General features: G+C 72.3%; 22 protein-coding genes. 10 read left to right on the top strand and 12 right to left on the bottom strand.

Annotation, left to right across the window (positions count from 1 at the left end; translation table 11 throughout):
- Nucleotides 1-102 precede the first annotated feature (102 nt).
- The 3 genes from QM772_RS02795 to QM772_RS02785 all read left to right on the top strand — a co-directional run bounded on the left by QM772_RS02795 (nt 103) and on the right by QM772_RS02785 (nt 3211).
- Nucleotides 103-1287: an ATP phosphoribosyltransferase regulatory subunit gene (locus QM772_RS02795; RefSeq protein WP_415133942.1), complete on the top strand. Its 1185-nt coding sequence runs from the start codon at nt 103-105 to the stop codon at nt 1285-1287.
- Nucleotides 1284-2612 carry an adenylosuccinate synthase gene (locus tag QM772_RS02790; protein WP_415133941.1) on the top strand — a complete coding sequence of 443 codons (1329 nt, stop codon included), beginning with the start codon at nt 1284-1286 and terminating at the stop codon, nt 2610-2612. The genes QM772_RS02795 and QM772_RS02790 overlap by 4 nt, the downstream gene beginning before the upstream one ends.
- A 74-nt stretch (nt 2613-2686) precedes the next feature.
- Nucleotides 2687-3211, top strand: coding sequence for a phosphoribosyltransferase (locus QM772_RS02785; protein ID WP_415133940.1), 525 nt, complete (start codon nt 2687-2689; stop codon nt 3209-3211).
- On the opposite strand, the gene QM772_RS02780 is transcribed toward QM772_RS02785, so the two are convergent.
- The 4 genes from QM772_RS02780 to QM772_RS02765 form a co-directional block, all read right to left on the bottom strand.
- Nucleotides 3212-4288, bottom strand: a complete 1077-nt coding sequence (locus QM772_RS02780) for an acyltransferase family protein (protein ID WP_415133939.1) — start codon at nt 4286-4288, stop codon at nt 3212-3214.
- A gap of 89 nt (nt 4289-4377) precedes the next feature.
- The gene (locus tag QM772_RS02775; protein WP_415133938.1) at nt 4378-5217 is read right to left on the bottom strand and encodes a DUF4377 domain-containing protein; all 840 of its coding nucleotides are present in this window, start codon (nt 5215-5217) and stop codon (nt 4378-4380) included.
- 87 nt (nt 5218-5304) lie between these two features.
- Nucleotides 5305-5853, bottom strand: coding sequence for a YagU family protein (locus QM772_RS02770; RefSeq protein WP_415133937.1), 549 nt, complete (start codon nt 5851-5853; stop codon nt 5305-5307).
- 252 nt (nt 5854-6105) lie between these two features.
- Nucleotides 6106-7959 (bottom strand): glutamine--tRNA ligase/YqeY domain fusion protein, encoded by a 1854-nt coding sequence (locus QM772_RS02765; protein ID WP_415133935.1) that lies wholly within the window; start codon nt 7957-7959, stop codon nt 6106-6108.
- Nucleotides 7960-8113: 154 nt separating this feature from the next.
- On the opposite strand from QM772_RS02765, the gene QM772_RS02760 reads away from it, so the two are divergent.
- Nucleotides 8114-8455 carry a hypothetical protein gene (locus QM772_RS02760; RefSeq protein ID WP_415133934.1) on the top strand — a complete coding sequence of 114 codons (342 nt, stop codon included), beginning with the start codon at nt 8114-8116 and terminating at the stop codon, nt 8453-8455.
- A gap of 101 nt (nt 8456-8556) precedes the next feature.
- On the opposite strand, the gene QM772_RS02755 is transcribed toward QM772_RS02760, so the two are convergent.
- The 8 genes from QM772_RS02755 to QM772_RS02720 form a co-directional block, all read right to left on the bottom strand.
- Nucleotides 8557-9390 (bottom strand): LytR/AlgR family response regulator transcription factor, encoded by an 834-nt coding sequence (locus QM772_RS02755; protein WP_415133932.1) that lies wholly within the window; start codon nt 9388-9390, stop codon nt 8557-8559.
- Nucleotides 9391-9392: 2 nt separating this feature from the next.
- The gene (locus tag QM772_RS02750) at nt 9393-10430 is read right to left on the bottom strand and encodes a sensor histidine kinase (protein ID WP_415133930.1); all 1038 of its coding nucleotides are present in this window, start codon (nt 10428-10430) and stop codon (nt 9393-9395) included.
- The gene (locus tag QM772_RS02745; RefSeq protein WP_415133928.1) at nt 10427-11518 is read right to left on the bottom strand and encodes an alpha/beta hydrolase family protein; all 1092 of its coding nucleotides are present in this window, start codon (nt 11516-11518) and stop codon (nt 10427-10429) included. Before QM772_RS02745 ends, QM772_RS02750 begins: the two co-directional genes overlap by 4 nt.
- A gap of 62 nt (nt 11519-11580) precedes the next feature.
- Nucleotides 11581-12249: a glutathione S-transferase gene (locus tag QM772_RS02740; protein WP_415133926.1), complete on the bottom strand. Its 669-nt coding sequence runs from the start codon at nt 12247-12249 to the stop codon at nt 11581-11583.
- A gap of 45 nt (nt 12250-12294) precedes the next feature.
- The gene (locus tag QM772_RS02735) at nt 12295-13260 is read right to left on the bottom strand and encodes an alpha/beta hydrolase (RefSeq protein WP_415133925.1); all 966 of its coding nucleotides are present in this window, start codon (nt 13258-13260) and stop codon (nt 12295-12297) included.
- 17 nt (nt 13261-13277) lie between these two features.
- Nucleotides 13278-13574 (bottom strand): 2TM domain-containing protein, encoded by a 297-nt coding sequence (locus tag QM772_RS02730; RefSeq protein WP_415133923.1) that lies wholly within the window; start codon nt 13572-13574, stop codon nt 13278-13280.
- Between the two features lie 13 nt (nt 13575-13587).
- Complete coding sequence (locus QM772_RS02725; RefSeq protein ID WP_415133921.1) at nt 13588-14148, bottom strand: DUF6622 family protein; 561 nt, start codon at nt 14146-14148, stop codon at nt 13588-13590.
- A 44-nt stretch (nt 14149-14192) separates the two neighbouring features.
- Nucleotides 14193-14609: a DUF2306 domain-containing protein gene (locus tag QM772_RS02720; RefSeq protein ID WP_415133919.1), complete on the bottom strand. Its 417-nt coding sequence runs from the start codon at nt 14607-14609 to the stop codon at nt 14193-14195.
- 159 nt (nt 14610-14768) lie between these two features.
- On the opposite strand from QM772_RS02720, the gene QM772_RS02715 reads away from it, so the two are divergent.
- The 6 genes from QM772_RS02715 to QM772_RS02690 all read left to right on the top strand — a co-directional run bounded on the left by QM772_RS02715 (nt 14769) and on the right by QM772_RS02690 (nt 25650).
- A complete protein-coding gene (locus tag QM772_RS02715; protein ID WP_415133917.1) occupies nt 14769-15476 on the top strand; it encodes an ankyrin repeat domain-containing protein in 708 nt (235 codons plus the stop codon).
- 104 nt (nt 15477-15580) lie between these two features.
- Nucleotides 15581-16405: an undecaprenyl-diphosphate phosphatase gene (locus tag QM772_RS02710; protein ID WP_415133915.1), complete on the top strand. Its 825-nt coding sequence runs from the start codon at nt 15581-15583 to the stop codon at nt 16403-16405.
- Nucleotides 16406-16610: 205 nt separating this feature from the next.
- Nucleotides 16611-16928 carry a DUF2322 family protein gene (locus tag QM772_RS02705; RefSeq protein WP_415133913.1) on the top strand — a complete coding sequence of 106 codons (318 nt, stop codon included), beginning with the start codon at nt 16611-16613 and terminating at the stop codon, nt 16926-16928.
- Nucleotides 16929-17043: 115 nt separating this feature from the next.
- The gene (locus QM772_RS02700; RefSeq protein ID WP_415133911.1) at nt 17044-18513 is read left to right on the top strand and encodes an efflux RND transporter periplasmic adaptor subunit; all 1470 of its coding nucleotides are present in this window, start codon (nt 17044-17046) and stop codon (nt 18511-18513) included.
- A 670-nt stretch (nt 18514-19183) separates the two neighbouring features.
- The gene (locus QM772_RS02695; protein ID WP_415133909.1) at nt 19184-22417 is read left to right on the top strand and encodes an efflux RND transporter permease subunit; all 3234 of its coding nucleotides are present in this window, start codon (nt 19184-19186) and stop codon (nt 22415-22417) included.
- Nucleotides 22414-25650 carry an efflux RND transporter permease subunit gene (locus QM772_RS02690; protein WP_415133907.1) on the top strand — a complete coding sequence of 1079 codons (3237 nt, stop codon included), beginning with the start codon at nt 22414-22416 and terminating at the stop codon, nt 25648-25650. Before QM772_RS02695 ends, QM772_RS02690 begins: the two co-directional genes overlap by 4 nt.
- Nucleotides 25651-25677: the final 27 nt, after the last annotated feature.

Genomic DNA, 25677 nt, shown 5'->3' with positions numbered 1-25677 from the left:
CCCCACGGGGGGCAGCGGACCACGCGCAGCGGGGAAGCGTGGGGGCACGTTTCTAGTCGGTAGAATCACGTTTTTAACAGCCCCGCGAAAGCTGCTTAAGCCATGTCCGCCTGGCTCCTGCCGGATCACATCGCCGATGTATTGCCCTCAGAGGCCCGGCACATCGAGGAACTCCGCCGCGAACTGCTCGACACCGCCCGTGGCTACGGCTACGAGCTGGTGATACCCCCGCTGGTCGAGCACCTGGACTCGCTGCTCACCGGCACCGGCGAGGCGCTGGAGTTGCAGACCTTCAAGCTCGTCGATCAGCTCTCCGGCCGCTCGCTCGGCGTGCGCGCCGACACCACGCCGCAGGTGGCGCGCATCGACGCCCACCTGCTCGGCCGCCAGGCCGTCACCCGCCTGTGCTACTGCGGCCCGGTGCTGCACACGCGGCCCGAGCGCCCGCACGCCACGCGCGAGCCCTTGCAGTTCGGCGCCGAGATCTACGGCCACGCCGGCCGCGAGGCCGACCTGGAGGCGCTGCTGCTGGCGCTGGACTGCCTGCGCGCCGCGCGCGTGGAGGGCCTCACGGTGGACCTGGCCGACGCCCGCATCCCGCGCGCGCTGCTGGCCGGCGCGATGGTCGATGCGCAGGTGCTGAACGCCGTGCACGCCGCGCTGGCGGCCAAGGACGCCAGCGCGCTGGCGCAGCTCACCAAAGGCTTCGCGCCCGCCGCGCGCGAGGGCCTGCGCGCGCTGATCCGCCTGTACGGCGGTGCCGAGGTGCTGGATGAGGCCGAAAAAGCCCTCCAGGGCTCGCCAGGCGTGCGCGAAGCGCTATCAAATCTGAGGTGGCTGGCCGAGCGGCTGGAAGGCGTGCGCGTCGTCTTCGACCTGGCCGATGCGCGCGGCTGGGGCTACTACACCGGCCTGCGCTTCGCCGTCTACGCCGACGGCGCGGGCGACGCCGTGCTGCGCGGCGGCCGCTACGACGGCGTGGGCGCCGTGTTCGGCCACAAGCTGGACCGCGAGCGCCCGGCCGTGGGCTTCAGCCTCGACGTGCGGCAGCTCGCGCGCGCGACCGCCGCCCGCCCGCTGCGCGCCGCCATCCGCGCGCCCTGGAGCGACGCGCCCGGCCTGCGCGCCGCGGTGGCGGCGCTGCGCGCGCGCGGCGAGACCGTGGTCTGCGTGCTGCCCGGGCACGAGGACGAGATCGACGAATTCGACTGCGACCGCGAGCTGACCGAAGCCGCCGGGCAGTGGGTCGTCATGGACAGGCATCACAGGAAACCGAGCACGCAATGAAACCCACCACCGGACGCAACGTCGTCGTCGTCGGCACCCAATGGGGCGACGAGGGCAAGGGCAAACTGGTCGACTGGCTGACCGAAAGCGCGCAGGGCGTGGTGCGCTTCCAGGGCGGCCACAACGCCGGCCACACGCTGGTCATCAACGGCGTCAAGACCGCGCTGCACCTCATCCCCAGCGGCATCATGCGCGCCGGCGTCACCTGCTACATCGGCAACGGCGTGGTGCTCTCGTGCGCCAAGCTGCTGGAGGAGATCGAGGGGCTGGAGAAGGCCGGCGTCGAAGTGCGCTCGCGCCTGCGCATCAGCGAGGCCTGCCCGCTGATCCTGCCCTTCCATGCCGCGCTGGACGTGGCGCGCGAGGCCTACCGCGAGAAGGGCGGCGTCGAGAAGATCGGCACCACCGGGCGCGGCATCGGCCCGGCTTATGAAGACAAGATCGCCCGCCGCGCCCTGCGCGTGCAGGACCTGAAGCACCCCGCGCGCTTCGCCGAGAAGCTGCACGAGCTGCTGGCGCTGCACAACCACGTGCTGACCGAGGTGCTGGGCGCCGCCGCCATCGATTTCGACAGCGTGTACGCCGAGGCCATGCGCCACGCCGAGCAGATCAAGCCGATGATCGCCGACGTCTCGCGCGAGCTGAACGAGGCGCACCGCGACGGCGCCAACCTGCTGTTCGAGGGCGCGCAGGGCACGCTGCTGGACGTCGATCACGGCACCTACCCCTACGTCACCAGCAGCAACTGCGTGGCCGGCAACGCCGCCGCCGGCGCCGGCGTGGGGCCGGGCCTGCTGCACTACATCCTGGGCATCACCAAGGCGTATTGCACGCGCGTGGGCGGCGGCCCGTTCCCGACCGAGCTGGACTGGGAAAACCCGGGCACGCCCGGCTGGCACATGAGCACCGTCGGCGCCGAGAAGGGCGTCACCACCGGGCGCAGCCGCCGCTGCGGCTGGTTCGACGCCGCGCTGCTCAAGCGCAGCGCGCAGGTCAACGGCCTGTCGGGCCTGTGCATCACCAAGCTCGACGTGCTCGACGGCCTGCCCGAACTGCAACTGTGCACCGGCTACGAACTGGACGGCGAGCACATCGACATCCTGCCGCTGGGCGCCGACGACATCGCGCGCTGCAAGCCCATCTACGAGACCATGCCCGGCTGGAGCGAGAGCACCGTCGGCGTCACCGACTACGACAGGCTGCCGGTCAACGCGCGGTTGTACCTGCAGCGCATCGAGCACGCCACCGGCGTGCCGATCCACATCATCTCCACCAGCCCGGACCGCGACCACACCATCATGGTTCGGCACCCGTTCCTCGCCTGAAGTTTTTCAAGCCAAATCGGACTCCAACGCCCGTCCAGCAAGCGCCAGCAGCTATCAAAAAAGGAGAAACAAGGATGTTGACAGAAGACGGCAAGCACCTTTACGTCAGCTACGACGAGTACCACAGCCTGATCGAGAAGCTGGCCATCAGGGTGCAGCAGTCGGGCTGGAAGTTCGACACCATCCTGTGCCTGGCGCGCGGCGGCATGCGGCCGGGCGACATCCTCAGCCGCATCTTCAACGTGCCGCTGGCCATCATGTCCACCAGCAGCTACCGCGCCGACGACGGCAAGGTGCAGGGCCACCTGGACATCGCCCACTACATCACCACGCCCAAGGGCCAGATCGCCGGCAAGGTGCTGCTGGTGGACGACCTGGCCGACACCGGGGTCACCCTGCAGGCGGTGGTGGACCGGCTGCGCAACAACTACCAGCCCATCAGCGAACTGCGCACGGCGGTGATCTGGACCAAAGGCTGCTCCACCTTCCAGTCCGACTATTCCGTCGAGCACCTGCCCACCAACCCCTGGATCCACCAGCCCTTCGAGATGTACGACAGCCTGACGCCGGAGAAGCTGCTGGCCAAGTGGAAGGTGTAGTCAGCCCCGCGCCAGCGCCGCGCCGCGCGGCGCGCGCGATCCGCCGGCTTCCAGCCAGCGCCAGGCCAGCCCGCCGCAGACCAGGCTGAGCAGCCAGGTCGCCACCAGCCCGGCCAGGCGCCAGGCGGGCGTGGCCGGCGTGGCGTGCATCACCGCCGCGTTGACGGCCAGGCTCAGCGGGTAGTGCAGCAGGAACACGCCGTAGGACGTGGCGGCCAGCCAGGCCATCGGCGCCGCCAGGCGCGAGCGCGCCAGCGCCGCCGCCCCCGGCTGCCACAGCAGCAGCAGCGCGGTGGCGCCGGCGACGGCGATGCGTTCGCGCCAGTCGATCAGCAGCGCCAGCGCCGTCAACGCCGCCAGCAGCGCGGTGGCGCCGCCCCGGCGCGGGCCGCCCTGGCCCCAGGCCGCCAGCACGCCCAGGCCGTAGGCGCCCAGGAAGTAGGGCGCCCACATGTCGGCGCCGGGCCGCAGGTTGAACCAGGCCAGCGACGCCGCCGTGCCCGCCAGCACCGCCAGCGCGCCCGCCGGCGCGCGCAGGGCGGCCGGCACCGCATGCGCCAGCGCGGCCAGGGCCGCCAGCAGGGCGAACAGCTGCAGGTCGATCGCCACGTACCACACGCCCGCGCTCAGCGCCGGTTCGCCCGCGATGTCCTGCAGCAGCAGCACGTGCGCCAGCAGCTGCGCCGGGGTGGGGGCGGCGGGGGTGTCGGCATCCGGCATCCAGGCGCGCGCCAGCGCGGCGGCGGCCACGGCGGCGGCCAGCGCCAGCAGCAGCATGGGCAGCAGCCGCAGGTAGCGCGCCCACACGCGGGCGGCCCAGCCGCGCGCCGTCACGCGCGGCGCGCCGGGCGCCGGCCACAGGCTGCGCGCGGCCAGGAAGCCGCCCGCCACCAGGAACACCTGCACCGCCAGGCGGCCGTGCGCCTGCAGGAAGTCGGTGGCCGCCGGCCAGGCGTCTTCCATCGCGGGCGCCAGCGGGCCGTAGATGAGCAGGTGGTGCCAGACGATGACCTGCGAGGCGATGGCCTTGCCCCAGGTCACCCAGGGCTGGGCGTTGGCGGTAAGGGCGGGCGGCATGATGCATGGACGGCGCGGCCGACCGCAGCCGTCTCTTTCGGGAAGACCCGGATTCTAGGCGCTGGCCGGGCGCCGTGGTGCCGGCGCACTCAGCGCACGCGCTCGGTCTCGATCACCGTGTCCAGCACGTAGGCATGGGTGGGCGCGTCGGCCGGCGTGGGCTGGCCGGGGCGCGCCGTCGGGAAGCGCTGCACGCGCAGCACCTGGCGGAATCCCGCCTCGTGCTCGAAGCCCTCGATACCGCCGTGCAGCACGCGCCATTCGCCCGCGCTCTGGCGCAGGCCGCGGTCGTCGTAGCGCAGCTCGCGCACGCGCAGGCACTGGGCGCGCGGCATCAGCGGGTTGTTGCAGGGCACGGTGCGGGGCGCCACCTCCAGGAACACCCGTTCGCCGGCCGACCCGTAGCGCGTGGCAGGCGTGGGCGCGCCCACCAGCTCCCAGCGCGCGCCGTCGGTGAAGTGCAGCGCCAGCTGCGGCGCGGCATTGCCGGCCCCGCGCCGCAGCACCAGCCGCTGCGCCAGCGGCAGCTGGGCGGCCACGCGCTGCTCCAGCGCCATCAGGCCGGCCTCGGGACACAGGCGCTTGGTCATCACGCCCAGGCCCACCTCGATACGCTCGCCCGCCAGCTGGTAGCTGGCGCCGATGGCGTTGCACAGGTTCTGCACGGCCAGCCGGTCGTCCTGGAAATGCAGCCGCAGCGGCTGGCGGCCAGGCAGCCGCCAGCCCGGCATGCTTTGGCCGCGCGCGTCGTAGGCGGCGGCGAGGTCCCAGTCGTAGGCGGGCAGGGTCTGGCTGAAGTCCATCGGTGCGGGTGGGGGCGCGGGCCGCGCCTGGGGTGGCGGGGCGGGCGGCGTCTGCGGCGATTGTGCGCAGGCCGACAGCAGGGCGGCCAGGGCCAGGGAACCGATGGCTTGGGGCAAGGAGGTCATCTCAGGTTCTTTCCGGGAAGAAAGCGGCAGGACGAACCATAGCGCATGTGGGCGGGGCGCCACCGCCTCGGCCATCGGGTTCGCCGGTCACTGCGTCCAGGCGCCCCGGATGGGCCGGCCGAAGTGGGCCAGGACGGCGATCAGGCAGACCTCGATGGACACCGACCAGTACATGTGCCCGAGGATCTCGCTCCACAGCTCGTAGCCGTTGAGGTTCCACAGCCAGCCCGTCGCGCCGTTGGCGTAGACCGGGTTCCTGAAGCCCAGCAGCGGGATCAGGAAGCCGTGCATGACCACCGTGATCACCAGGCCGAACGCGGCGCCGTACCACAGGCGCACGCGCGGCCAGTAGGCCGACGCCAGCACGTAGACGAACGCGAAGGCGAAGCTGAACAGCCAGTGGTAGAGCGTGACGGCGCCGGCCACCTTCACGCCCTGGTAGATGTAGTCCATCGAGTGCGAGTTGACACCCAGCCACCCCAGCCAGGCGTCGATGTGCGCGCCCGGCGGCGAGACCTCGCCGGGCACGCGCGGGGGCATGTTGACCTCGGAGCCCCACTTGACGAGCGAGCTGATGAAGCCCCCGACGAGCGTGCCCCAGACGACGACCTGGCGATTGACCTTGTTGTCCAGCATGGATCGGTTTCCTGCAAGAAAAGCCGGCCCCTGTCCGCCAAGGGCCTTCCGTTGATGAAAATGATGATTGACTAATGTAGATCAGTATCCGCGTCAGGTGGCTGGAAAACCCTTGATCCCGACCAGTGGACCTTGCCATCATGGCCACACGGCCTCCCGTCCTTTCCGCGGTTCCCTCCACGCTGCGCATTCCGCTCGCGGCGCGCGCGCTGGGCAGCACGCTGTTTCCGGAAATGGCCGCCGCAATTCCGGCTACTTGCCCCACGAATCCCTGAGCCCCGTCACGCGGTTGAACACCAGCCGGCCGCCCGGCTGGTGTTCACGCCGGTCGGCGATGAAGAAGCCATGCCGCTCGAACTGCAAGCGCTCCTCCGGCTGCGCCTGGCCCAGGCCGGGCTCGACGACGGCCTGCGCGGTCTTCAGGCTGGCCGGGTTCAGCACGCTCAGGAAGTCGCGGCCGCCGGCATCCGGCTGCTCCTCAGTGAACAGGCGGTCGTACAGGCGCACCTCGGCGGGCAGGCCGTCGTGGGCGCCGACCCAGGTGATGACGCCCTTGACCTTCACGCTGTCGGCGCCGGGGGTGCCGGATTTGGTGTCTTTCAGCAGCCTGGCGCGCACCACGCTTGCGCCGCCAGCTTCGTTTTTGGTAGCGCCCAGGCACTCGATGACGTAGCCGTATTTCAGCCGCACCTTGTTGCCGGGCGTGATGGAGCCGTCCGCCGCCTGCCGCGGCGGATAGAGGCGGAAGAAGCCCTTGGGCGGGGTCTCCTCGTAGTCGGTGCGCTCGATCCACAGCTCTTTGCCCAGCATGAAGCGGCGCTCGCCCATCTCGGGGTGGTGCGGGTGCGCGGGGGCGTGGCAGGGCTCCAGGTGCCCGTCGCTGCCGAACACCTCGGCCCAGTTCTCGATGACGAGCTTGATCGGCTCCAGCACCGCCATGGCGCGCGGGGCGACGGGGTCCAGCGTCTCGCGCAGGGCGGCGTCGAGGGCGGCGTAGTCGGTCCAGGCGTTGCCGGTCTTGGTGACGCCGCTGCGCTCGGCGAACAGGCGCAGGGCTTCGGGCGTGTAGCCGCGCCGGCGCAGGCCGGCGAGCGTCGGCATGCGCGGGTCGTCCCAGCCGGCGACGTGGCCTTCTTCCACCAATTGGCGCAGCTTGCGCTTGCTGGTGATGACGTGGCCGACGTTCAGGCGGCCGAACTCGTACTGGCGCGGCGGCGGCGCCAGCAGCAGGCCGCCTTCCACCAGGCGCGCCAGCAGCCAGTCGTAGAACGGGCGCTGGTCTTCGAACTCCAGCGTGCAGATGCTGTGGGTGATCTGCTCCAGCGCGTCCTCGATGGGGTGCGCGTAGGTGTACATGGGGTAGATGCACCACTGGTCGCCGGTGTTGTGGTGCGTGGCGCGGCGGATGCGGTAGAGCGTGGGGTCGCGCAGGTTGATGTTGGGCGACTGCATGTCGATCCTGGCGCGCAGCACCATGGCGCCGTCGGCATGTTTGCCTTCGCGCATCTCGCGCAGGCGCGCCAGGTTCTCGGCTGGCGTGCGGCTGCGGAAGGGGCTGTCCACGCCGGGCGTGCCGAAGTCGCCGCGGTTCACCCGCATTTCCTCGGCGGTCTGCTCGTCCACGTAGGCGTGGCCGGCCTCGATCAGGTATTCGGCCGCGCGGTACATGAAGTCGAAGTAGTCGCTGGCGAAGTATTCGTGCGGCTGCTTCACGCCGGGGCGCGCGGGGTCGTCGGCGAAATGGTGGTCCCAGCCGAGCCAGCGCACCGTCTCGCGGATGCTGTCCACGTACTCCTGCTCCTCCTTCTCGGGGTTGGTGTCGTCGAAGCGCAGGTGGCACACGCCGCCGTACTGCCGCGCCAGGCTGAAGTTCAGCCAGATGCTCTTGGCGTGGCCGATGTGCAGGTAGCCGTTGGGCTCGGGCGGAAAGCGCGTGCGGATGCGCGCCGGGTCGGGCATGCCGGCCTGGTGCGCGGCGGCATCGCCCGGCGCGCCGCCCCATTGGCGGCCGGCGTAGGTGCCCTGGGCCAGGTCGTGGTCGATGACCTGGGTGATGAAGTTGTGCGGCTTGGCGTCGCCCTCGGGCGGTGCATGCGTGGTGGACATGGCGGAATTCTAGGCGGGGGTTCGGCGGCCGGTTACCGCTGGATACGGGTTTCACGCGATCACCGTGGTCTGTATCGCGTCCTGGGCCGTTTAATGGGCGTGTCCAACGCGTCCGGGCTGCCCGGCCGCACAGATCCAAGAGGAGTTTCGAGTCATGAAGACGATACAGCGCATTCTGGCCACCGGCCTGCTGGCTGCCGGCGCCCTGGGCGCCGCTGGCGTGGCGCAGGCGCGGGACGTGTACTGGTCGGTCGGCGTGGGCGCGCCCGGGGTGGCCATCGGCGTGGGCAACGCGCCGGCGGTGGTGTACCCGCAGCCGGTCTACTACGGGCCGCCGCCGGTGTACGTGCGGCCGCGTCCGGTCTATTACGGCCCGCCGCCCGTTTACTACGGGCCGCCGCGCGGGTACTACGGCCCGCCGGGCTACCACGCCCGGCCGGGGCATCGCCCTCCCCGCCCTTACGGCTACCGTGGCGACCCCTACTACCGCTACTGAGACCGTTCATCCTTGCCGGTGAATGGGCCCCAGTGCCCAGGCCGGCATTCTCCAAGGTGACCACCCTTGCGGCCCGCTCTCCGAGCGGGCTTTTTCTTGGGCTACATGGCCTTGAACAGGTGGGCGTACAGGCGGCTGACCGCCAGGCGGTCGGGGTGGCCGCGCAGGTGCAGGTGCAGCTTGCCGGCTTCGTCGCGCCGCACGCTGTCGATGGCGTCGGCGCGCACCAGGGTGGAGCGGTGGATCTGCCAGAACTGCCGCGCGTCGAGCTGCGGCAGCAGGTCCTTCAGCGGCGTGCGCAGCAGGTGCTCGCCCTCGGCGGTGACCACGCGCACGTACTTGTCGGCCGCTTGCAGGTAAAGCACGTCGGCCAGCGGCACCATGCGCAGGGTGGCGCCGCCCGAGCCGGCGGCGGCCACCTGCAACTGGCGCAGCGGCGCCTGCGCGCCGGCGGCGCCCTGCAGCGCGGCCAGCAGTTGGCGCAGCTGCGCGGCAGCCGCGTCCACGCCCGTATCACCGATTGCTCCTGGATTAATAGCTGCCAGCGCCCGCTGGTCAAGCGCCAGACGCAGTTTTTGCACTGTTTTCTGCAAGCGCGCGGGCTGCACGGGCTTGAGCACGTAGTCCAGCGCCTGCGTCTCGAACGCCTGCACGGCGTACTGGTCGTAGGCGGTGACGAAGGCCAGCGCGGGGAAGGGCGCGGCGGCTTCGTCCCAGGCGTCGGCCAGCTCGGCGGCGGCGTCCAGGCCGCTCATGCCCGGCATGCGGATGTCGAAGAACAGCACGTCGGGCTTCAGCGCCAGCGCCTGATCGACCGCGCTGGCGCCGTCGCCCACGGTGGCGACGATGCTCAGCTCGGGCCAGGCGCGCGCCAGCTCGGCTTGCAGCGCGGCGGCCAATAGGGGCTCGTCTTCGGCGATCAGGGCGGTGGGCATGGTCACAGGGGCAGGGTGAGGCGGATCATGGCGCCCTCGCCGGGGCGCGACTGAACGTCCACGCGCCCGCGCCCGCCGTAGGCCGACAGCACGCGCTCGGTGACCTGCGCCATGCCGAAGCGGCCGGCGGGCCGATGGGCGGGGTCGAAGCCGACGCCGGTGTCGCGCACCGCGAGCACCAGCGCATCGCCCTCGCGCGCGGCCGACACGTCGATGCGCCCGCCGCCCACGCGCGGCTCCAGCCCGTGCTGAATGGCGTTCTCCACCAGCGGTTGCAGCAGCAGCGGCGGCACGGGCGACTCGCGCAATTCATCGGGCAGGCGCAGCTCGAACGCCAGCCGCGGGCCCATGCGGATCGCCATCAGCGCCAGGTAGTCGCGCAGGCGCTCGAACTCGGCCGCCAGCGGGTGCCGGGTGGCGCGCGAGGCGGCGAGCGTGGCGCGCAGGTAGTCGTTCAGCCGGTCCAGCATCTGCTGCGCGGCGGCCGGATCGACACCGATCAGCGCGCGCAGGTTGGCCAGCGTGTTGAACAGCATGTGCGGTTCGAGCTGGCTTTGCAGCAGCTTCAGGCGCGCCTCACTGGCGTCGCGCTCGGCGGCGTTGCGGGCGGCCTCCAGCGCGGCGGCGCGGCCGCGCATGTGGAAGTAGTAGGTCGCCACGGCGCCGGCGGCGATGGTGATGAGCAGGCTCAGCTGCCCGTCGCGCGCCGAGCGGTAGCCGCCCGTGCCCGTCAGCCACTGGCCGAGCGGATCGCCCAGCAGAAAGCCGGTGCCGATGCCCGCGGCCGCCAGAGCCCCACCGCGCCAGCCCTTGGGCCAGCCGTGGCCGCCTTCGCTGTCGGTATGGCACAGGCGCGCGGGCACGAGGAGGCGGCCGAACTCGATCACCGCCCAGGTGACCAGCCCGATGCACAGCGAACCCACCAGCTGCACCCCGTAGCTGTGGCGCGGCCAGATGGCGGTGGTGAGCACCGCGATCACGCAGCAGAACGCCACCACCTGCAGCAGGTGGTGCGCGATGCTTCGCCAGGCGATGGTCATCGGACTTGCCTCCGCGCCGCGTCGCCCGGGCGGGCCAGGTGGCGGCCGAAGAAGTCGGCGATCCGCCGGTCCACGGCGGCCAGGCTGGCGCGGTCGAAGCCCGGCGGGTCGGTCATGACGGCCGCGATGGCCGCGGGCAGGGCCATGCCCTCGGGCGGCCAGGGCGACAGCATCACGCTGTGCCCGCCGTCGGCGAAGTGCGCGAGCTGTTCGCACCGGCCGCCGCAGGCCGCGAGCACGCGCTCGGAATGGAAGCGCGGCACCATGTCGAGGTCGAGCGCGGCCGTGACCAGGCCCAGCGGGATGCGTGGCGCGGCCAGGGTGTCCATGTCGAAGTCGGCGGCGTAGGGCACGCTGGCCACGGCGGCGCGGATGCGCGCATCGTGCGCCGCCTGGGGCGTGTCGTCCCTGAAGCTCCAGCGCTGCACGGTCAGCACGGCCCACTGCTTGAGGCCGTCCCACGCGTTGCCCTTCAATTGCAGCACGTAGCCGGCGCAGGCAGAGAAGTTCTCGGCGATGTGGGCCATGCAGTGGTCGCGCATGCGCGCGGGCGACCACTGGCCGCCGGCCAGCACCAGGGCCGTGTGCCCGCCGGAGGAGCCGCCGAACAGGCCCACGGCGCCCAGGTCCAGCAGCGGGGCGAAGCGCGGGTCGGCGCCCACGGCGTCGATGGCGCGGGAGACCTCGGCGGGGCGGCGCTTCCAGCTGTCGGGGCCGGGGCGCGAGGGGTCGCGGTAGTTGTCGCCCGCGTGCTCCGGCAGCGCCACCACGTAGCCTGCTTCGACCAGCGCGCGGGCCAGGTCGGCGTGCACCCAGGGCGAGCCGCCCGACCCGTGCGAGACCACCACCAGCCGGCCGTTGCCGCGCGCGGGCTCCGCGTCGGGCGCCGCGTGCAGGTTGAACGGGCCGCGCCGGGTGGCCGCATCGGCCTGGGCGGTGGGGTAGAACACCGTCACCGGGCAGTCGCCCTGCCGGCCCGGCAGGGTGGCGAGGCCCAGGCCCGCGTGGGCGGTGGCGGCCAGCGTTGCCAGGCAGAAGGCCAGCCATCGTGCGCCGCGCCGGCTCAAGCCGATGCAAATTTGCTTCATAAAAGATAGCTGCCAGCGCTTGTCCAGCAAACGCTGGGGGCTGATTTGATACTGAATCCGCATCACGCCGCCTCGCGCGCCAGCGCGCGCTGGTAGGCGGGCCGCGCGTGGATGCGGGCCAGCCAGCCGGTGAGGCGCGGGTGATCCGTGGCGTTCAGGCCGGCGCGCTGGCGGGCGGCTTCGATGGGGTAGCTGAGCTGCACGTCGGCGGCGCTGAAGGCGTCGCCGGCGAACCAGTCGCGCCGGGCCAGCTCGCCCTCCAGGTAGCCCAGGTGCAGCTTGAGCTGCGGGCCGATGAAGCCGGCCATGGCCTGGCCGACGATCCTGCGGGCGATGGGCTTGGCGAAGAAGGGCATCGGCGCGGCGGCGATGCGGTCGAACACCAGCTTGAGCAGCAGCGGCGGCATGGCCGAGCCCTCGGCGTAGTGCAACCAGTAGCGGTAGCGCGTGGACTCGGGCGTGCCGGGCGGCGGCGCCAGCCGGCCGGCGCCGAAGCGCTCGGCCAGCGTCTCGACGATGGCGCCGGACTCGGCCAGCACCTCGCCATCGACCTCCACCACCGGCGATTTGCCCAGCGGGTGCACGGCCTTCAGCGCGGGCGGCGCCAGCATCGTCTTCGGGTCGCGCTGGTAGCGGACGACCTCGTAGGGCAGTTCGAGTTCTTCCAGCAGCCACAGGATGCGCTGCGAGCGCGAGGCGTTCAGGTGGTGGACGGTGATGGTGGGCGGCATGGCGAGGGTGCGGGCGTGAGGGTTGGGGGCGCAGGGACGATTGAATCAGAGTTTCGGCGGCGCCTGCCGGCACGCCGCGACCACGGCGTCCAGCGCGGCGGGCGCCAGCGTCATGCCGATGTGGTCGATGCCGGGCACCACGGTGACCACGCCAGGCTTGCCGGCCGCCGCGAACACGGCGTCGAAGCGATCGGGGTAGAAGAGTTCGTCGCTGCCGCCCACCAGCGCCCGCAGCGCCGGCGGCGCGTGGGCGATGTCGCCGGCATAGTCGCCCCTCGGCCCGAAGCTGGCGGCCAGGGCATGGCTGTAGCTGGGCGTGAGGTGGGCGCGCGCGGCGTCGTCCAGCGCGAAGCGCACCACTGGCAGGTGGTTGAACCGCGTCACGCCCAGGCGGTTGAGCAGCCTCAGCGCGAGCAGGCGCGGCACGCCCACGCTGGCCCAGTCGCCGTTGTCGGGGCGGGCGGTGGGCGCGTCGTGGCGCAGGTAGGGCGACAGCAGCACGTAGCGGTCGAACAAGCCCTGGCGCGCGCCGCCGGCCACCCGCAGGACGAAGCCGCCGCCGGACGAGAAGCCCAGCAGCGTGCCCGGGCCGGCGAAGGGCACCTGGCGAACGAAGTCCTCCAGGTCGTCTTCCAGCTGGCCGACGTAGGCGATATCGCCGCGCGGGCCCGAGCTGCCGTGGCCGCGCATGTCCAGCGCGTCTACCGTGAAGCCCGCCCGCGCCAGCGCCTCGGCCAGCGGATGCATGGATTGCCCGTGGGCCGACGAGCCGTGCACCAGCACGATGCGGCGCCGCGCATCGGCGGCGTCCGGCGCGGGGCCGTAGCGGCGGTAGGCCAGCGCCTGGCCGTCGCGCGCTGCGTAGCGCGCCAGCGGCGGCAGCCGGCTGAAGTCGACGCGGCTGAAGGGCTGGTTGATGCTGGCCAGCGGCGCGATCGGCGCCGGGCCGCCCAGCCAGAGGGCGCTGCCCAGCGCGGCCATGCAAATCACACCGGTCAGCAGTGCGGCCATGGCGATGCCTCGGGCGCTCATCGGCGCGCCTCGCGTTCGCGCAGCCGGCGGACTTCCGTCTCGACCAGGCGCTCGCGCAGGCTGGCGGCCGGGCCGAGCAGCCACACGGCCACGCCATGCAGCGCCAGGCCCAGGCCCCAGCCCGCCAACGGGTAGATGGCCCAGGCGCGCCCGGTCTGCCAGGCGATCAGCGCCAGGCCGGCGTTGACGCAGAGGTAGACCAGCGCGTGGAGGTGCCAGCCCATCTTGGCGCCGGCGCGTCGGCGCGCCAGGCGTTCGATGTGGTCATCTTCGGTGTGTTGAACGTGGGACATGGAAGGACTCCTTTCAGGCTTGGTGGAGGTGCGTGGACGAAGCGCCGCGCGCCAGCCGCAGCACGCGCAACGCGCGGGCCGCGAACAGGCCGGACAGCAGGCCGTACAGCGCGGTGACGGCGAAGGCGAAGCCGGCATCGCGCGCCAGCGCGGGTTCCATCGCCAGTTGCACGCTGATGCCGTACTTCATCAGGAACACGGCCAGGATCAGCCCCATCGGCACCCAGCTGCCGGGCAGGTGGAAGCTGCGCGCGGCGGCGTCCCAGCGGGTGCCGGCGGGCGGCGCCAGGCGCGCGCCGATGGCCACGACGGCGGCCCAGCCGCCAGCCCACAGCGCCAGCAGCGCGGGCAGGTGGCCGGTGGCGCCGAAGGCCGACTGCACGCCCCACAGCGCCAGCGCGCCCATGGCGGCCGGCATGGCCAGCAGGCGCGCCAGGGGCATGCGGCGCGGGCGCGCGGACGAGAACCCCAGCGCCAGCAGCGCGGCCAGCACGCCGGCCACCCAGGGCGGGGTCCGGCGCACGATGTCGATGAGGGCTTCGGGGTGCTGGGCGAGCAGGTCGGTGAGCAGCATGGCGAGGTCTCCAGGTGGGTGAAGCGGTGCCGATGAAAAGAGCGTCAGGCCAGCACGCGGGCCAGACTGCCCCACAGCAGCCCGCCGAGGTAGCGGTTGGGCAGCAGGGTGAAGATGCCGGCGCCGATGCACGCCAGGAAGTAGAGGTTGCGCATCCAGCGCGAGTGCCCCCTGACGTCGCGCCGGGCCAGGCACCAGAACGCCGCCACCAGGCTGCCCAGCACGACGGGCACCAGCAGGTGGATCGGCGTGTAGCCGGCCAGGTTGGGCAGCTTGAAGTCGCGGATGAAGACGGCCGTGAGGGCGGTGGCCACCATCAGCGCTACCCAGGTGTAGCCCATGGCGCGGTGCAGGCGCGGGCGCTGGCGCTGCCCCAGGCGGGCCCAGAGCACCACCGGGCCCAGCGCGAGGGCGGCGGTGGCGACGCTCATGTGCACGGCGATGAGGGGGGTGAGTTGCATGGCGCGATGTCCGGTGGGGCTGCGACGGGCGCCACTGTGCCGCCCGCCCACGCGCCGGGCGAGCGGCTTGCGATGGAATGCGGTGGCGCGGCGCGAAACGCGCCCAGGCGGGCGCGAACGGCGGGGCGGCCGCGGGGCGCGGCGCCGATAATCGGCGGCATGTTCGACGCTCCACGCGCCTGCTTGCCCGGTGCCCGCCGGCGCCGGGTGCTGGCGCTGCTGGCGGGCCTGGCCGGCGTCGCCGCCGCCACCCCCGCCATGTCCGCGCCGTCACCCGCCATCCTCGACCTGCTGCGCGCGGCCGCCGCCGGCGACGTGCCGGCCATCGAGCGCGCGCTGGCCGCCGGCGCCGAGCTGGAGACGCGTGACGCGCGCGGCCGCACGCCGGTGCTGCTGGCCACGCAGGGCGGCCACGTGGCGGCGGCGCGGCGGCTGATCGCGCGCGGCGCCGACGTGAACGCGCAGGACGCGCAGCAGGACAGCGCCTTCCTGCTGGCCGGCGCGCGCGGGCTGACCGAGATCGTGCGCGCGGCGCTGGCGGCGGGGGCCGACTGGCGCATCACCAACCGTTACGGCGGCACGGCATTGATCCCGGCCTGCGAGCGCGGCCACGTCGAGACCGTGCGCCTGCTGCTCACCACCGGCATCGACGTCGATCACGTCAACCGCCTGGGCTGGACGGCGCTGCTGGAGGCCGTGATCCTGGGGCAGGGCGGCGCGCCGCACCAGGAGATCGTGCGCCTGCTGCTGGCGCGCGGCGCCCGCGTGAACCTGGCCGACCGCGACGGCATCACGCCCTTGCGGCACGCGCTGCGCCAGGGCCAGGCCGAGGTGGCGGCGCTGCTGCGCGCGGCGGGCGGGCGCTGACGGTGATTCCAAGCAAAATCGCCCTCCAGCGCCCGTGCAGAAAGCGCCGGCAGCTACAAATGGTGTAGCATCCGGGCCGTTTCGACATTCTCCGAGGACAGCGTTTGGACACCGTTCTGCTGGTCAAGGCCGCGATCATGGGCATCGTGGAGGGCCTGACCGAATTCCTGCCCATCTCCAGCACCGGCCACCTGATCCTGGCGGGCAGCCTGCTCGACTTCACCGGCGCCAAGGCCAAGGTGTTCGAGATCGCCATCCAGACCGGGGCGATCCTGGCGGTCATCATCGTGTATTGGCAGAAGATCCGCGACACGCTGGTCGCGCTGCCCAGCAGCCGGCAGGCGCGGCGCTTCGCGCTGAACGTGCTGATCGGCTTCGCGCCGGCCGTGGTGCTGGGGCTGCTGGCGGGCAAGGCGATCAAGGCGCACCTGTTCACGCCGCAGGTGGTGGCCACCACCTTCATCCTGGGCGCCTTCGTCATCCTGTGGGCCGAGCGGCGCCCGCAAAGCGCCGCGCGCGTGCACAGCGTGGACGACATGACCGTGTGGGACGCGCTCAAGGTCGGCCTGGCGCAGTGCCTGGCCATGATCCCGGGCACCAGCCGCTCGGGCGCGACCATCATCGGCGGCATGCTGTTGGGGCTGTCGCGCAAGGCGGCGACGGATTTCTCCTTCTTCCTGGCCATGCCCACGCTGATCGGGGCGGGCGTGTATTCGCTCTACAAGGAGCGCGCGCTGCTGTCCTGGGCCGACGCGCCGATGTTCGCGGTGGGGCTGCTGTTCTCGTTCCTCAGCGCCTGGCTGTGCGTGCGCTGGCTGCTGCGCTACATCTCCAGCCACAGCTTCGTGGCCTTCGCGTGGTACCGGCTGGCGTTCGGCGCCGTCGTGCTGCTGACGTGGTGGACGGGCTGGGTGACCTGGGCCGACTGAAGTGAATCACCCCCGTTGCCTCACTCGCTGCGCGATGTTGCGCTGCCCCCCTTGAAGGGGGCGCACCCACTGGCCGGGGGAACCCCGGCCACGGGTGCACTGGCGTGGCTTGCTCCGCAGCCTTTGGGCTCTTGGGGTTTAAAGCGCTGCCGGTGGTGGGCAGCACCGTCGAGAACTGATTTCTTTTGACCTGATGGATAAAGCCATGAATTTCCAGGACACCCTCGCCACCCTGCCCAGCGCCGACCACCTGCGCGGCCTCGACGTGGTGGACGGCCACGGCGCCGTGGTACACCACATCCCGGCCGCGCCGGGCAAGATGGGCTCGCTGCGCGTGTACAACGCGCTGGCCGAGCGCTTCGGCGGCGCGCTGCATGCCGAGGCCGTGGCCCAGGGCCTGGCCTGGTTCGCCGAGCACGCGGCCGACGCCCGCGCGCGGCCCGGCGCGCACCCCAACATCGACCTGCTGCTGGCGCCCGCCACCGCGCAGGCGGGCTGGCGCCTGGTGCCGCTGCCGGCCTGAGCCCGATCCGGCCGGGCTCGGCCGGCTTTACATTTCTTCAAGCGCCAGTCACCGGGCCGCGCGAGTGGGCCGATAGGATGGCGCGAGCCCGATTTCCCACACCCACGCAGCGACCATGCCCAGCCCCGAGCTTCCGACCGATCCCCCAGCGGCCGACCCTGCGCCGCCGCCGCCGCCGCGCCGCTGGCTGGGGCGTTTTCTCGCGCTGCTGCTGGTGCTGGGTCTGGCGGGCGGCGCCTGGTGGCTGGTGCAGCGCGCCAAGACGCCGGCCGGGCCGACGCAGGGTGCGGGCGTTCCGGGGGGGGCGCGCGGGCCAGGAGGGCCGGGCGGCCCCGGCGGACCGGGCGCGGGCGGTGGCGGCCTGTCCGCCACGGTGGGCGTGGCGGTGGCGCGCCAGGGCGAGCTGCCCATCCTCATCAACGCGCTGGGCACGGTGACGCCGGTCACCCAGGTGGTGGTGAGCCCGCAGGTGTCGGGGGTGCTGACCGAAGTGCTGTTCACCGAGGGCCAGACGGTGAGGAAGGGCGAGCTGCTGGCGCGCATCGACCCGGCGCCCTTCGAGCAGGCGCTGGCGCAGGCGCGGGGCCAGCGGGTGCGCGACGAGGCGCAGCTGGCCGCCGCCCGCGTGACGCTGGGCCGCTACGAGCAGCTCTGGAAGCAGGACTCCATCGCCCGCCAGGACGTGGATACGCAGACGGCGCTGGTCAAGCAGCTCGAAGGCACCGTGCTGGCCGACAAGGCGTCCGAGAACAGCGCGCGCATCAACCTGGGCTACGCGCGCATCACCGCGCCGATCGGCGGGCGCATCGGCCTGCGCGCGGTGGACCCGGGGAACATGGTCACGGCCGGCGCCGCCGCCGGCATCGCCACCATCACGCAGATGGCGCCCATCGACGTCAAGTTCGCCGTGCCGCAGGACCGCGTGCCCGAGGTGCTGAAGGCACAGCGCGCCGCAACCTTGCCCGTCCAGGCGCTGGACCGGGGGCGCGACGACGTGGTGGCCAGCGGCACCTTCCTGACGCTGGACAACGTGATCGACACCACCACCGGCACGCTGCTGGGCAAGGCGCGCTTCGACAACGCGGGCGGCGAGCTGTTCCCCAACCAGTTCGTCAACGTGCGCCTGCGCCTGGGCGCCACGCCCGGCGTGCTGGTGCCGGTGACGGCGGTGCGCACCGGGCCGCAGGGCGACTACGTGTACGTGGTCGACGGCGAGCAGGTGGCGCGCATGCGCGCCGTGCGGCGCGGCGGCGCCACGGTGGAAGACGTGCTGATCGCCTCCGGCCTGCAGGCCGGCGAGACGGTGGTGACGGAGGGCGGCGACCGCGTGCGCGACGGCGGCCGGGTGCAGTTGGCGGCGCCGACGGCGGGTTCGGCATCGAATACGGCTTCGGCGCCCGTGGGGCGGGCGCTGGCAGCTCCTGAAAGAAGAGCAAGCGGCGCTTCCGCGCCGGCCGGCGGGGGCAGCCGCGCGAACTTCATGGAGCGCCTGCCGCCGGAGATGCGGGAGAAGGTGCAGGCCATGTCGCCGGAGGAGCGGCGGGCGTTCTTCCAGAAGCAGCGCGAGCAGCGTGAGGGGCGTTGAATTGTTTCTTGGGGTGTTGGCTGCGCCGCTGGCCGGGAGTTCGCCCCGGCGGGCGACTCACTTTCTTTGCTTCGCCAAAGAAAGTAGGCAAAGAAAGGCGACCCCACTTCGCGTGTCCCCTGCGCTGCGCTCCGGGGCAACCTGCGGTGCTCGGTCGTGGTGCGGCACTGCGGAACTCACTTCGCGCCTGCGGCGCTGCGTTCAGACAACCGCAGTGAGTCAGTTCACGAAGCGCATGCATCCTGCGGTGCATGCGCCCGCCCCACGCCCTGCGCTCCTCGGCACGCGCAGAGGGGAGGGGGAACCCCAACGGGCCATCGCTGCGCTCGGCCCCAAAAGCGAGGCCGAGCGCAGCGATGGCCCGTGTGGACTTCAAGCCCCCTGTGGCTGCGCCTGCGGCGCGGGGCTTGCGGGGTGGCGCGTGCAGCGCAGCATGCACGCGCTTCGTGGACTGACTCGCCGCGGTTGTTTGAACGGAGCGCCGCAGGCGCGAAGTGAGTTCTGCGGCGCACCCCGCAAGCCCCGCGACGCAGGTTTGCCCCGCAGCGCAGCGGAGGGGTCGCAGACTTGGGGTCGCCTTTCTTTGCCTACTTTCTTTGGCGAAGCAAAGAAAGTAGGTCGCCCGCCGGGGCGAACTCCCGGCCAGCAGCGTCCCTAACTCCAAGCGACGATGAACGTCTCGCGCCTCTTCATCCAGCGCCCGGTCGCCACCGGCCTCTTCATGCTGGCCATCGTGCTCGCCGGCCTGGTCGGCCTGCGCTTCCTGCCGCTGGCGGCGCTGCCGCAGGTGGACTACCCGACCATCCAGGTGCAGACGCTCTACCCCGGCGCCAGCCCCGACGTGATGAGCCGCACCGTCACCGCGCCGCTGGAGCGCCAGTTCGGCCAGATGGCGGGCCTGGCGCGCATGAGCAGCACCAGCGCGGCGGGCGTGTCCATCGTCACCCTGCAATTCGCGCTGACCGAGTCGATGGACGCGGCCGAGCAGCAGGTGCAGGCGGCCATCAACGCCGGCGGCTCGCTGCTGCCGGCCGACCTGCCGGCGCCGCCGGTCTATGCCAAGGTCAACCCGGCCGACGCGCCCATCCTGACGCTGGCCATCAGCTCCGACAGCCTGCCGCTGACCGAGGTGCAGAACATGGTCAACACGCGGCTGGCGCAGAAGATCAGCCAGATCAGCGGCGTCGGCCTGGTCACCCTGGCCGGCGGCCAGCGGCCGGCCGTGCGCGTGCAGGGCAACCTGGACGCGCTGGCCGCCATGGGCCTGGGGCTGGACAGCCTGCGCTCGGCCATCACCGCGGCCAACGTCAGCGGCGCCAAGGGCAGCTTCGACGGGCCGACGCGCGCCTACACCATCAACAGCAACGACCAGCTGCTGACCGTCGAGCAGTACCGCGAGCTGGTGGTGGCCTGGCGCAACGGCGCGCCGGTGCGGCTGAAGGACGTGGCGCGCGTCATCGACGGCGCCGAGAACAGCCGCCTGGGCGCCTGGGCCGGCATCAAGGCCGACGGCGCGGCCAGCGCGCCGCTGGCCCCTGCAATCATCCTGAACGTGCAGCGCCAGCCGGGCGCCAACGTGATCGCCACCGCCGACGCCATCGCGCGCCAGCTGCCCGAGCTGCAGGCCGGCCTGCCCGAGAGCGTGCGCGTGCAGGTGCTGGCCGACCGCACGCAGGGCATCCGCGCCTCGGTGCGCCACGTGCAGATGGAGCTGCTGCTGGCGGTGGTGATGGTGGTGCTGGTGATCTTCCTGTTCCTGCACAGCCTGCGCGCCACCGTCATCGCCAGCATCGCGGTGCCGATCTCGCTGATCGGCTCGGCCGGGGTGATGTACCTGCTGGGCTACTCGCTGAACAACCTCAGCCTGATGGCGCTGACCATCGCCACCGGCTTCGTGGTGGACGACGCCATCGTCATGATCGAGAACATCTCGCGCCACCGCGAGCGCGGCGTGCCGCCGTTCGAGGCGGCCATGCGCGGCGCGGGCGAAATCGGCTTCACCATCATCTCGCTCACGGTGTCGCTGATCGCGGTGCTGATCCCGCTGCTGTTCATGCAGGAGGTGATCGGGCGGCTGTTCCGCGAGTTCGCCGTCACGCTGGCCATCACCATCCTGATCTCGGCGGTCGTGTCGCTGACCTTGGTGCCCATGATGTCCGCGCGCTGGCTGAGCACTTCGCCCCCACGCTCCCCTGCTGCGCATGGCGCGCTGCCCCCCGAGGGGGCGCACGCCGCCTTCGGGCGGCCGGGCGGCGGCGTGGGTGGGTTTGTTCAGCGCTGGATGGACCGCATCGTCGCGCGCTATGACCAGGGCCTGACCTGGGTGCTGGCGCACGCCGGGCTGACGCTGCTGGTGGCCGTGGGCACGCTGGTGCTGACGGCGCTGATGTACTGGGTCAGCCCCAAGGGCCTGTTCCCGACGCAGAGCACCGGCCAGATCCAGCTGCGCGTGCAGGCCGCGCCCGACGTGTCGTTCGACCGCATGGCCGCGCTCCAGCAGGCGGCGGCCGAGGCGGTGCTGGCCGACGAGGCGGTGCGCTCGCTCAGCTCGGTGGTCGGCGTGGACGCGGCCAACAACACCATGCTGAACAGCGGCCGCGTGGTGGTCAACCTGCGCCCGCTGGGCGTGCTGGACGGCGGCCAGGCGGCGGTGATGCAGCGGCTGCGCGAGCGCGCCGAAGCGGCGGCGCCCGGCGTCACCGTGCAGGCGCAGCCCACGCAGGACCTGACGGTGGACAGCGAGAGCGGCCCCACCGAATACCGCTTCGCCCTCGAAGGCGTGGACACCGCCCTGGTGGACCAGTGGGCGCGCCGCCTGGCCGAGGGCCTGGGCCGGCTGCCCGAGCTGCGCGCCGCCACCACCGACGCCGGCGCGCAGGGCCTGGCGGCCTTCGTCCAGGTGGACCGCGACAGCGCCGCGCGCCTGGGCGTGACGGCCAGCAGCCTCGACGACGCGCTCTACAACGCCTTCGGCCAGCGCATCGTCTCCACCATCTTCACCGAGACCAACCAGTACCGCGTGATCCTGGAGGCCGGGCGCGACGAGGCGGCCTCGCTGCACGCGCTGCTGGACCTGCCGCTGAAGACCAGCGGCGGCGGCACCACGCCGCTGTCGTCCATCGCGCGCATCGCCGAGCAGCCGGCGCCGTTGCAGGTCACGCGCGTGGCGCAGTACCCGGCCGCCACCGTGGGCTTCGACGTGGCGCCCGGCGTGTCGCTGGGCGCGGCGGTGGCCGCCATCCGCGCCCACGCGGCGGCCGAGGGGCTGCCGCCCTCGATCACGCTGCGCATGACGGGCACGGCAGGCGCCTACCTGGGCTCGCTCGGCAACCAGCTGTGGCTGATCCTGGCGGCGGTGGTGTGCGTGTACATCGTGCTGGGCGTGCTGTACGAGAGCTACATCCACCCGCTCACCATCCTGTCCACGCTGCCCTCGGCCGGCGTCGGCGCGCTGCTGGCGCTGTGGGTCACCGGGCACGCGCTGGACGTGGTGGGCATCATCGGCCTGATCCTGCTGATCGGCATCGTCAAGAAGAACGCGATCATGATGATCGACTTCGCCCTCGACGCCGAGCGCGGGCAGGGCATGCCGGCGCGCCAGGCCATCCACCAGGCGGCGCTGCTGCGCTTCAGGCCCATCCTGATGACCACGCTGGCGGCGCTGGCCGCCGCCGTGCCGCTGATGCTGAGCTGGGGCGACGGCGCCGAGCTGCGCCGGCCGCTGGGCATCGCCATCTTCGGCGGCCTGGTGCTGAGCCAGCTGCTGACGCTGTTCACCACGCCGGTGGTCTACCTCGCGTTCGACCGGCTGGCCCGAAATGCTCCCAAAAACGGAGCTGCCGGCGCCCGCCAGACGGGCGCCGGAGGCCAATTGGATGCTGAATCCCCGGGGGCGGGGCGGTGAACCTGTCGCGCCCCTTCGTCGAGCGCCCGGTGGCCACGGTGCTGCTGACCGTGGCGGTGGCGCTGGCGGGCATCGTGTCGTTCTTCCTGCTGCCGGTGGCGCGGCTGCCGGCGGTGGACTTCCCGGTCATCACCGTCAACGCCAGCCTGTCGGGCGCCAGCCCGTCCGACATGGCGCGCTCGGTCGCCACGCCGCTGGAGCGCACGCTGGGCAGCATCGCCGGGGTGAACGAGATGACCTCCGACAGCAACGTCGGCTCCACCCGCGTCACGCTCCAGTTCGATCTGAACCGCGACATCGACAGCGCCGCGCGCGAGGTGCAGGCGGCCATCAACGCCGCGCGCGCCGACCTGCCGGCCACGCTGCGCAGCAACCCCACCTACCGCAAGGCCAACCCGGCGGCGCAGCCCTTCCTGACGCTGGCGCTGACCTCGGCCGCGCGCACGCCGGGGCAGATCTACGACGCCGTGAGCAACGTCGTCAGCCAGCGCCTGCTGCAGGTGGCGGGCGTGGGCGACGTGGAACTGGGCGGCGGCTCGCTGCCCGCCGTGCGGGTGGAGCTGAACCCCTTCGCGCTGCACGAGCTGGGCCTGTCCAGCGAGGACGTGCGCGCCGCCATCCAGGCCAACAACGCCAACCGCCCCAAGGGCACGGTGGAGGTGGGCGGCAGCCAGGACGGGCGCGCCCTGCAGGTGCTCACGCCCGCGCCCGGGCTGCGCGCGGCGGACTACCAGGGGCTGATCGTCGCCTCGCGCGACGGCGCGCAGGTGCGCCTGTCGGACGTGGCGCGCGTGAGCGATGGCGTGGAGAACTCGCGCACGCGCGGCATGTTCAACGGCCGGCCGGCCATCATCGTCAACGTCACGCAGCAGCCCGGCGCCAACCTGATCGAGACCGCCGACGCCATCGACGCGCTGTTGCCCGGCCTGCGCGCGCAGCTGCCGCAGGACATCGAACTGGACGTGGCGATCGACCGCACCGGCACCATCCGCGCCTCGGTGCACGAGGTGGAGCTGACGCTGGTGATCGCCGTCGCGCTGGTGGTGCTGGTGGTGGGGCTGTTCCTGCGCAACCTGCGCGCGGCGCTGATCCCCGCCGTGGCCACCGTGGCGTCGCTGCTGGGCACCTTCGCGGCCATGTACCTGCTGGGCTACTCGCTCAACAACCTGACGCTGATGGCGCTGACCGTGGCCACCGGCTTCGTGGTGGACGACGCCATCGTGGTGCTGGAGAACATCTCGCGCCACATCGAGCGCGGCGAGCCGCGCCGGCAGGCGGCGCTGCGCGGCGCGCGCGAGGTCGGCTTCACCGTGCTGACCATCAGCGTCTCGCTGGTGGCGGTGTTCATCCCGCTGCTGTTCATGGGCGGGCAGACCGGGCGCATGTTCCGCGAGTTCGCCATGACGCTGTCGGTGGCGGTGCTGATCTCGCTCGTCATTTCGCTGACCACCACGCCGATGATGTGCGCGCTGCTGCTCAAGGCCGGGCCGGCCCACGGCGAGCGGCGCAGCCTGGCGCAGCGCGGGCGCGGCGCCATCGCGCGCGCGCTGGAGCGCGCCCAGGCGGGGCTGGAGCGCATCTACGGCCACGCGCTGGACTGGACGCTGGCCTCGCCCTGGACGGTGGTCGCGGTGCTGGCGGTGGTGGTGGCGCTCAACGTCTACCTGTTCGCCGCCGTCTCCAAGGGCTTCTTTCCCGAGCAGGACAACGGCCAGATCATGGGCGGGCTGCGCGCCGACCAGAGCATCTCGTCCATCGCCATGGCCGACAAGTTGCAGCAGGCGGTGGACATCATCCGCGCCGACCCGGCGGTGGCCACGGTGGTGGGCTTCTCGGGGCGCGGCGCGGGTGGCTTCCTGGGCGCCACGCTCAAGCAAGGCGGCGAGCGGCGCGAGAGCACGCGCCAGGTCATCAACCGCCTGCGCCCCCAGCTCAACCAGATCACCGGCCTGCGCGTGTTCCTCAGCCCCGCGCAGGAGCTGCGCATGGGCGGCGGCGGGCGCTCGGCCAGCTCCAGCTACCTGTTCACGCTGAAGTCCGACAACCAGGCCGACCTGAAGACCTGGGCCACGCGCCTGACCACCGCGCTGCAACAAGATGCGCGCCTGGTCGACGTGGACGGCGGCCAGAGCGAGAACGGCGTGGAGACCCTCGTCGAGGTGGACCGCGACCGCGCCGCCCAGCTCGGCGTGACCACCAGCGCGCTGAACGGCGCGCTCTACAACGCCTTCGGCCAGCGCAGCGTGGCCACCATGTACGCCGACCTGAACCAGTATTCGGTGGTGATGGAGTGGGCGCCCGAGTACATCCGCTCGCCCGTGGCGCTGCGCGACGTATACGTGCCCGCCGGGCGGGTGAGCGCGGCCACGGCGGCCACCTCCGGCACCGCCACCGCCACGGCCACGAGCACGTCCGCCAACCCCGGGCAGCGCGGCGCCTCCACCGGCCAGCCGCTGTCGGCCAGCGCCAGCTACATGGTGCCGCTGTCCGCCTTCGCCAGCGTGCGCGAGCGCGCCGTGCCCACCACCGTCATGCACGACGGCGGCGAGCTGTCGTGGACGCTGTCGTTCGACCTGGCCGACGGCGTCTCGATCGAGGAAGGCCGCCGCGCCGTGCGCGAGGCCGAGGCGGCCATCGGCATGCCCAACGCCGTGCGCGGCATGTTCGCCGGCGCGGCCGGGGCGGCGCAGCAGCAGCAGTCGCAGCAGTGGGTGCTGGTGCTGGCCGCCGTCGTCGTCATCTACATCGTGCTCGGCATCCTGTACGAGAGCCTGATCCACCCGCTGACGGTGCTCACCACGCTGCCCTCGGCCGGCTTCGGGGCGCTGCTGGCGCTGCTGGCCATGCGCATGGACTTCTCCATCATGGCGCTGATCGGCGTGTTCCTGCTGATCGGCATCGTCAAGAAGAACGCCATCCTGATCATCGACTTCGCGCTCGACGCCGAGCGCTCGCGCGGCCTCACGGCGGTGCAGGCCGCGCGCGAAGCCTGCCTGCTGCGCTTCAGGCCGATCCTGATGACCACGCTGGCCGCCGGCCTGGGCGCGCTGCCGCTGGTCATCGGCTTCGGCCAGGGCGCCGAGCTGCGCCAGCCGCTGGGCGTGACCATCGTCGGCGGCCTGATCGCCAGCCAGATGCTCACCCTGCTGACCACGCCGGCGGTCTATATCCTGCTCGACAAGCTGCGCCGCCACCCGGTGGGCGAGGCGAAGCTGGCGCGGGGCATCGGATGACACCCCCTGAGTCGCTTCGCGCCTTCC

Source organism: Ottowia sp. (assembly GCF_047601385.1).
Classification (GTDB): domain Bacteria; phylum Pseudomonadota; class Gammaproteobacteria; order Burkholderiales; family Burkholderiaceae_C; genus Ottowia.
The sequence above is the reverse complement of the archived record's forward strand: the minus strand, read 5'-3'. Positions and strand labels throughout refer to the sequence as shown.

Coding starts and splice junctions, on each gene's coding strand:
- QM772_RS02795 (WP_415133942.1), top strand. CDS start 103: ATGTCCGCCTGGCTCCTGCCGGATCACATCGCCGATGTATTGCCCTCA.
- QM772_RS02790 (WP_415133941.1), top strand. CDS start 1,284: ATGAAACCCACCACCGGACGCAACGTCGTCGTCGTCGGCACCCAATGG.
- QM772_RS02785 (WP_415133940.1), top strand. CDS start 2,687: ATGTTGACAGAAGACGGCAAGCACCTTTACGTCAGCTACGACGAGTAC.
- QM772_RS02780 (WP_415133939.1), bottom strand. CDS start 4,288: ATGCCGCCCGCCCTTACCGCCAACGCCCAGCCCTGGGTGACCTGGGGC.
- QM772_RS02775 (WP_415133938.1), bottom strand. CDS start 5,217: ATGACCTCCTTGCCCCAAGCCATCGGTTCCCTGGCCCTGGCCGCCCTG.
- QM772_RS02770 (WP_415133937.1), bottom strand. CDS start 5,853: ATGCTGGACAACAAGGTCAATCGCCAGGTCGTCGTCTGGGGCACGCTC.
- QM772_RS02765 (WP_415133935.1), bottom strand. CDS start 7,959: ATGTCCACCACGCATGCACCGCCCGAGGGCGACGCCAAGCCGCACAAC.
- QM772_RS02760 (WP_415133934.1), top strand. CDS start 8,114: ATGAAGACGATACAGCGCATTCTGGCCACCGGCCTGCTGGCTGCCGGC.
- QM772_RS02755 (WP_415133932.1), bottom strand. CDS start 9,390: ATGCCCACCGCCCTGATCGCCGAAGACGAGCCCCTATTGGCCGCCGCG.
- QM772_RS02750 (WP_415133930.1), bottom strand. CDS start 10,430: ATGACCATCGCCTGGCGAAGCATCGCGCACCACCTGCTGCAGGTGGTG.
- QM772_RS02745 (WP_415133928.1), bottom strand. CDS start 11,518: ATGAAGCAAATTTGCATCGGCTTGAGCCGGCGCGGCGCACGATGGCTG.
- QM772_RS02740 (WP_415133926.1), bottom strand. CDS start 12,249: ATGCCGCCCACCATCACCGTCCACCACCTGAACGCCTCGCGCTCGCAG.
- QM772_RS02735 (WP_415133925.1), bottom strand. CDS start 13,260: ATGGCCGCACTGCTGACCGGTGTGATTTGCATGGCCGCGCTGGGCAGC.
- QM772_RS02730 (WP_415133923.1), bottom strand. CDS start 13,574: ATGTCCCACGTTCAACACACCGAAGATGACCACATCGAACGCCTGGCG.
- QM772_RS02725 (WP_415133921.1), bottom strand. CDS start 14,148: ATGCTGCTCACCGACCTGCTCGCCCAGCACCCCGAAGCCCTCATCGAC.
- QM772_RS02720 (WP_415133919.1), bottom strand. CDS start 14,609: ATGCAACTCACCCCCCTCATCGCCGTGCACATGAGCGTCGCCACCGCC.
- QM772_RS02715 (WP_415133917.1), top strand. CDS start 14,769: ATGTTCGACGCTCCACGCGCCTGCTTGCCCGGTGCCCGCCGGCGCCGG.
- QM772_RS02705 (WP_415133913.1), top strand. CDS start 16,611: ATGAATTTCCAGGACACCCTCGCCACCCTGCCCAGCGCCGACCACCTG.
- QM772_RS02700 (WP_415133911.1), top strand. CDS start 17,044: ATGCCCAGCCCCGAGCTTCCGACCGATCCCCCAGCGGCCGACCCTGCG.
- QM772_RS02695 (WP_415133909.1), top strand. CDS start 19,184: ATGAACGTCTCGCGCCTCTTCATCCAGCGCCCGGTCGCCACCGGCCTC.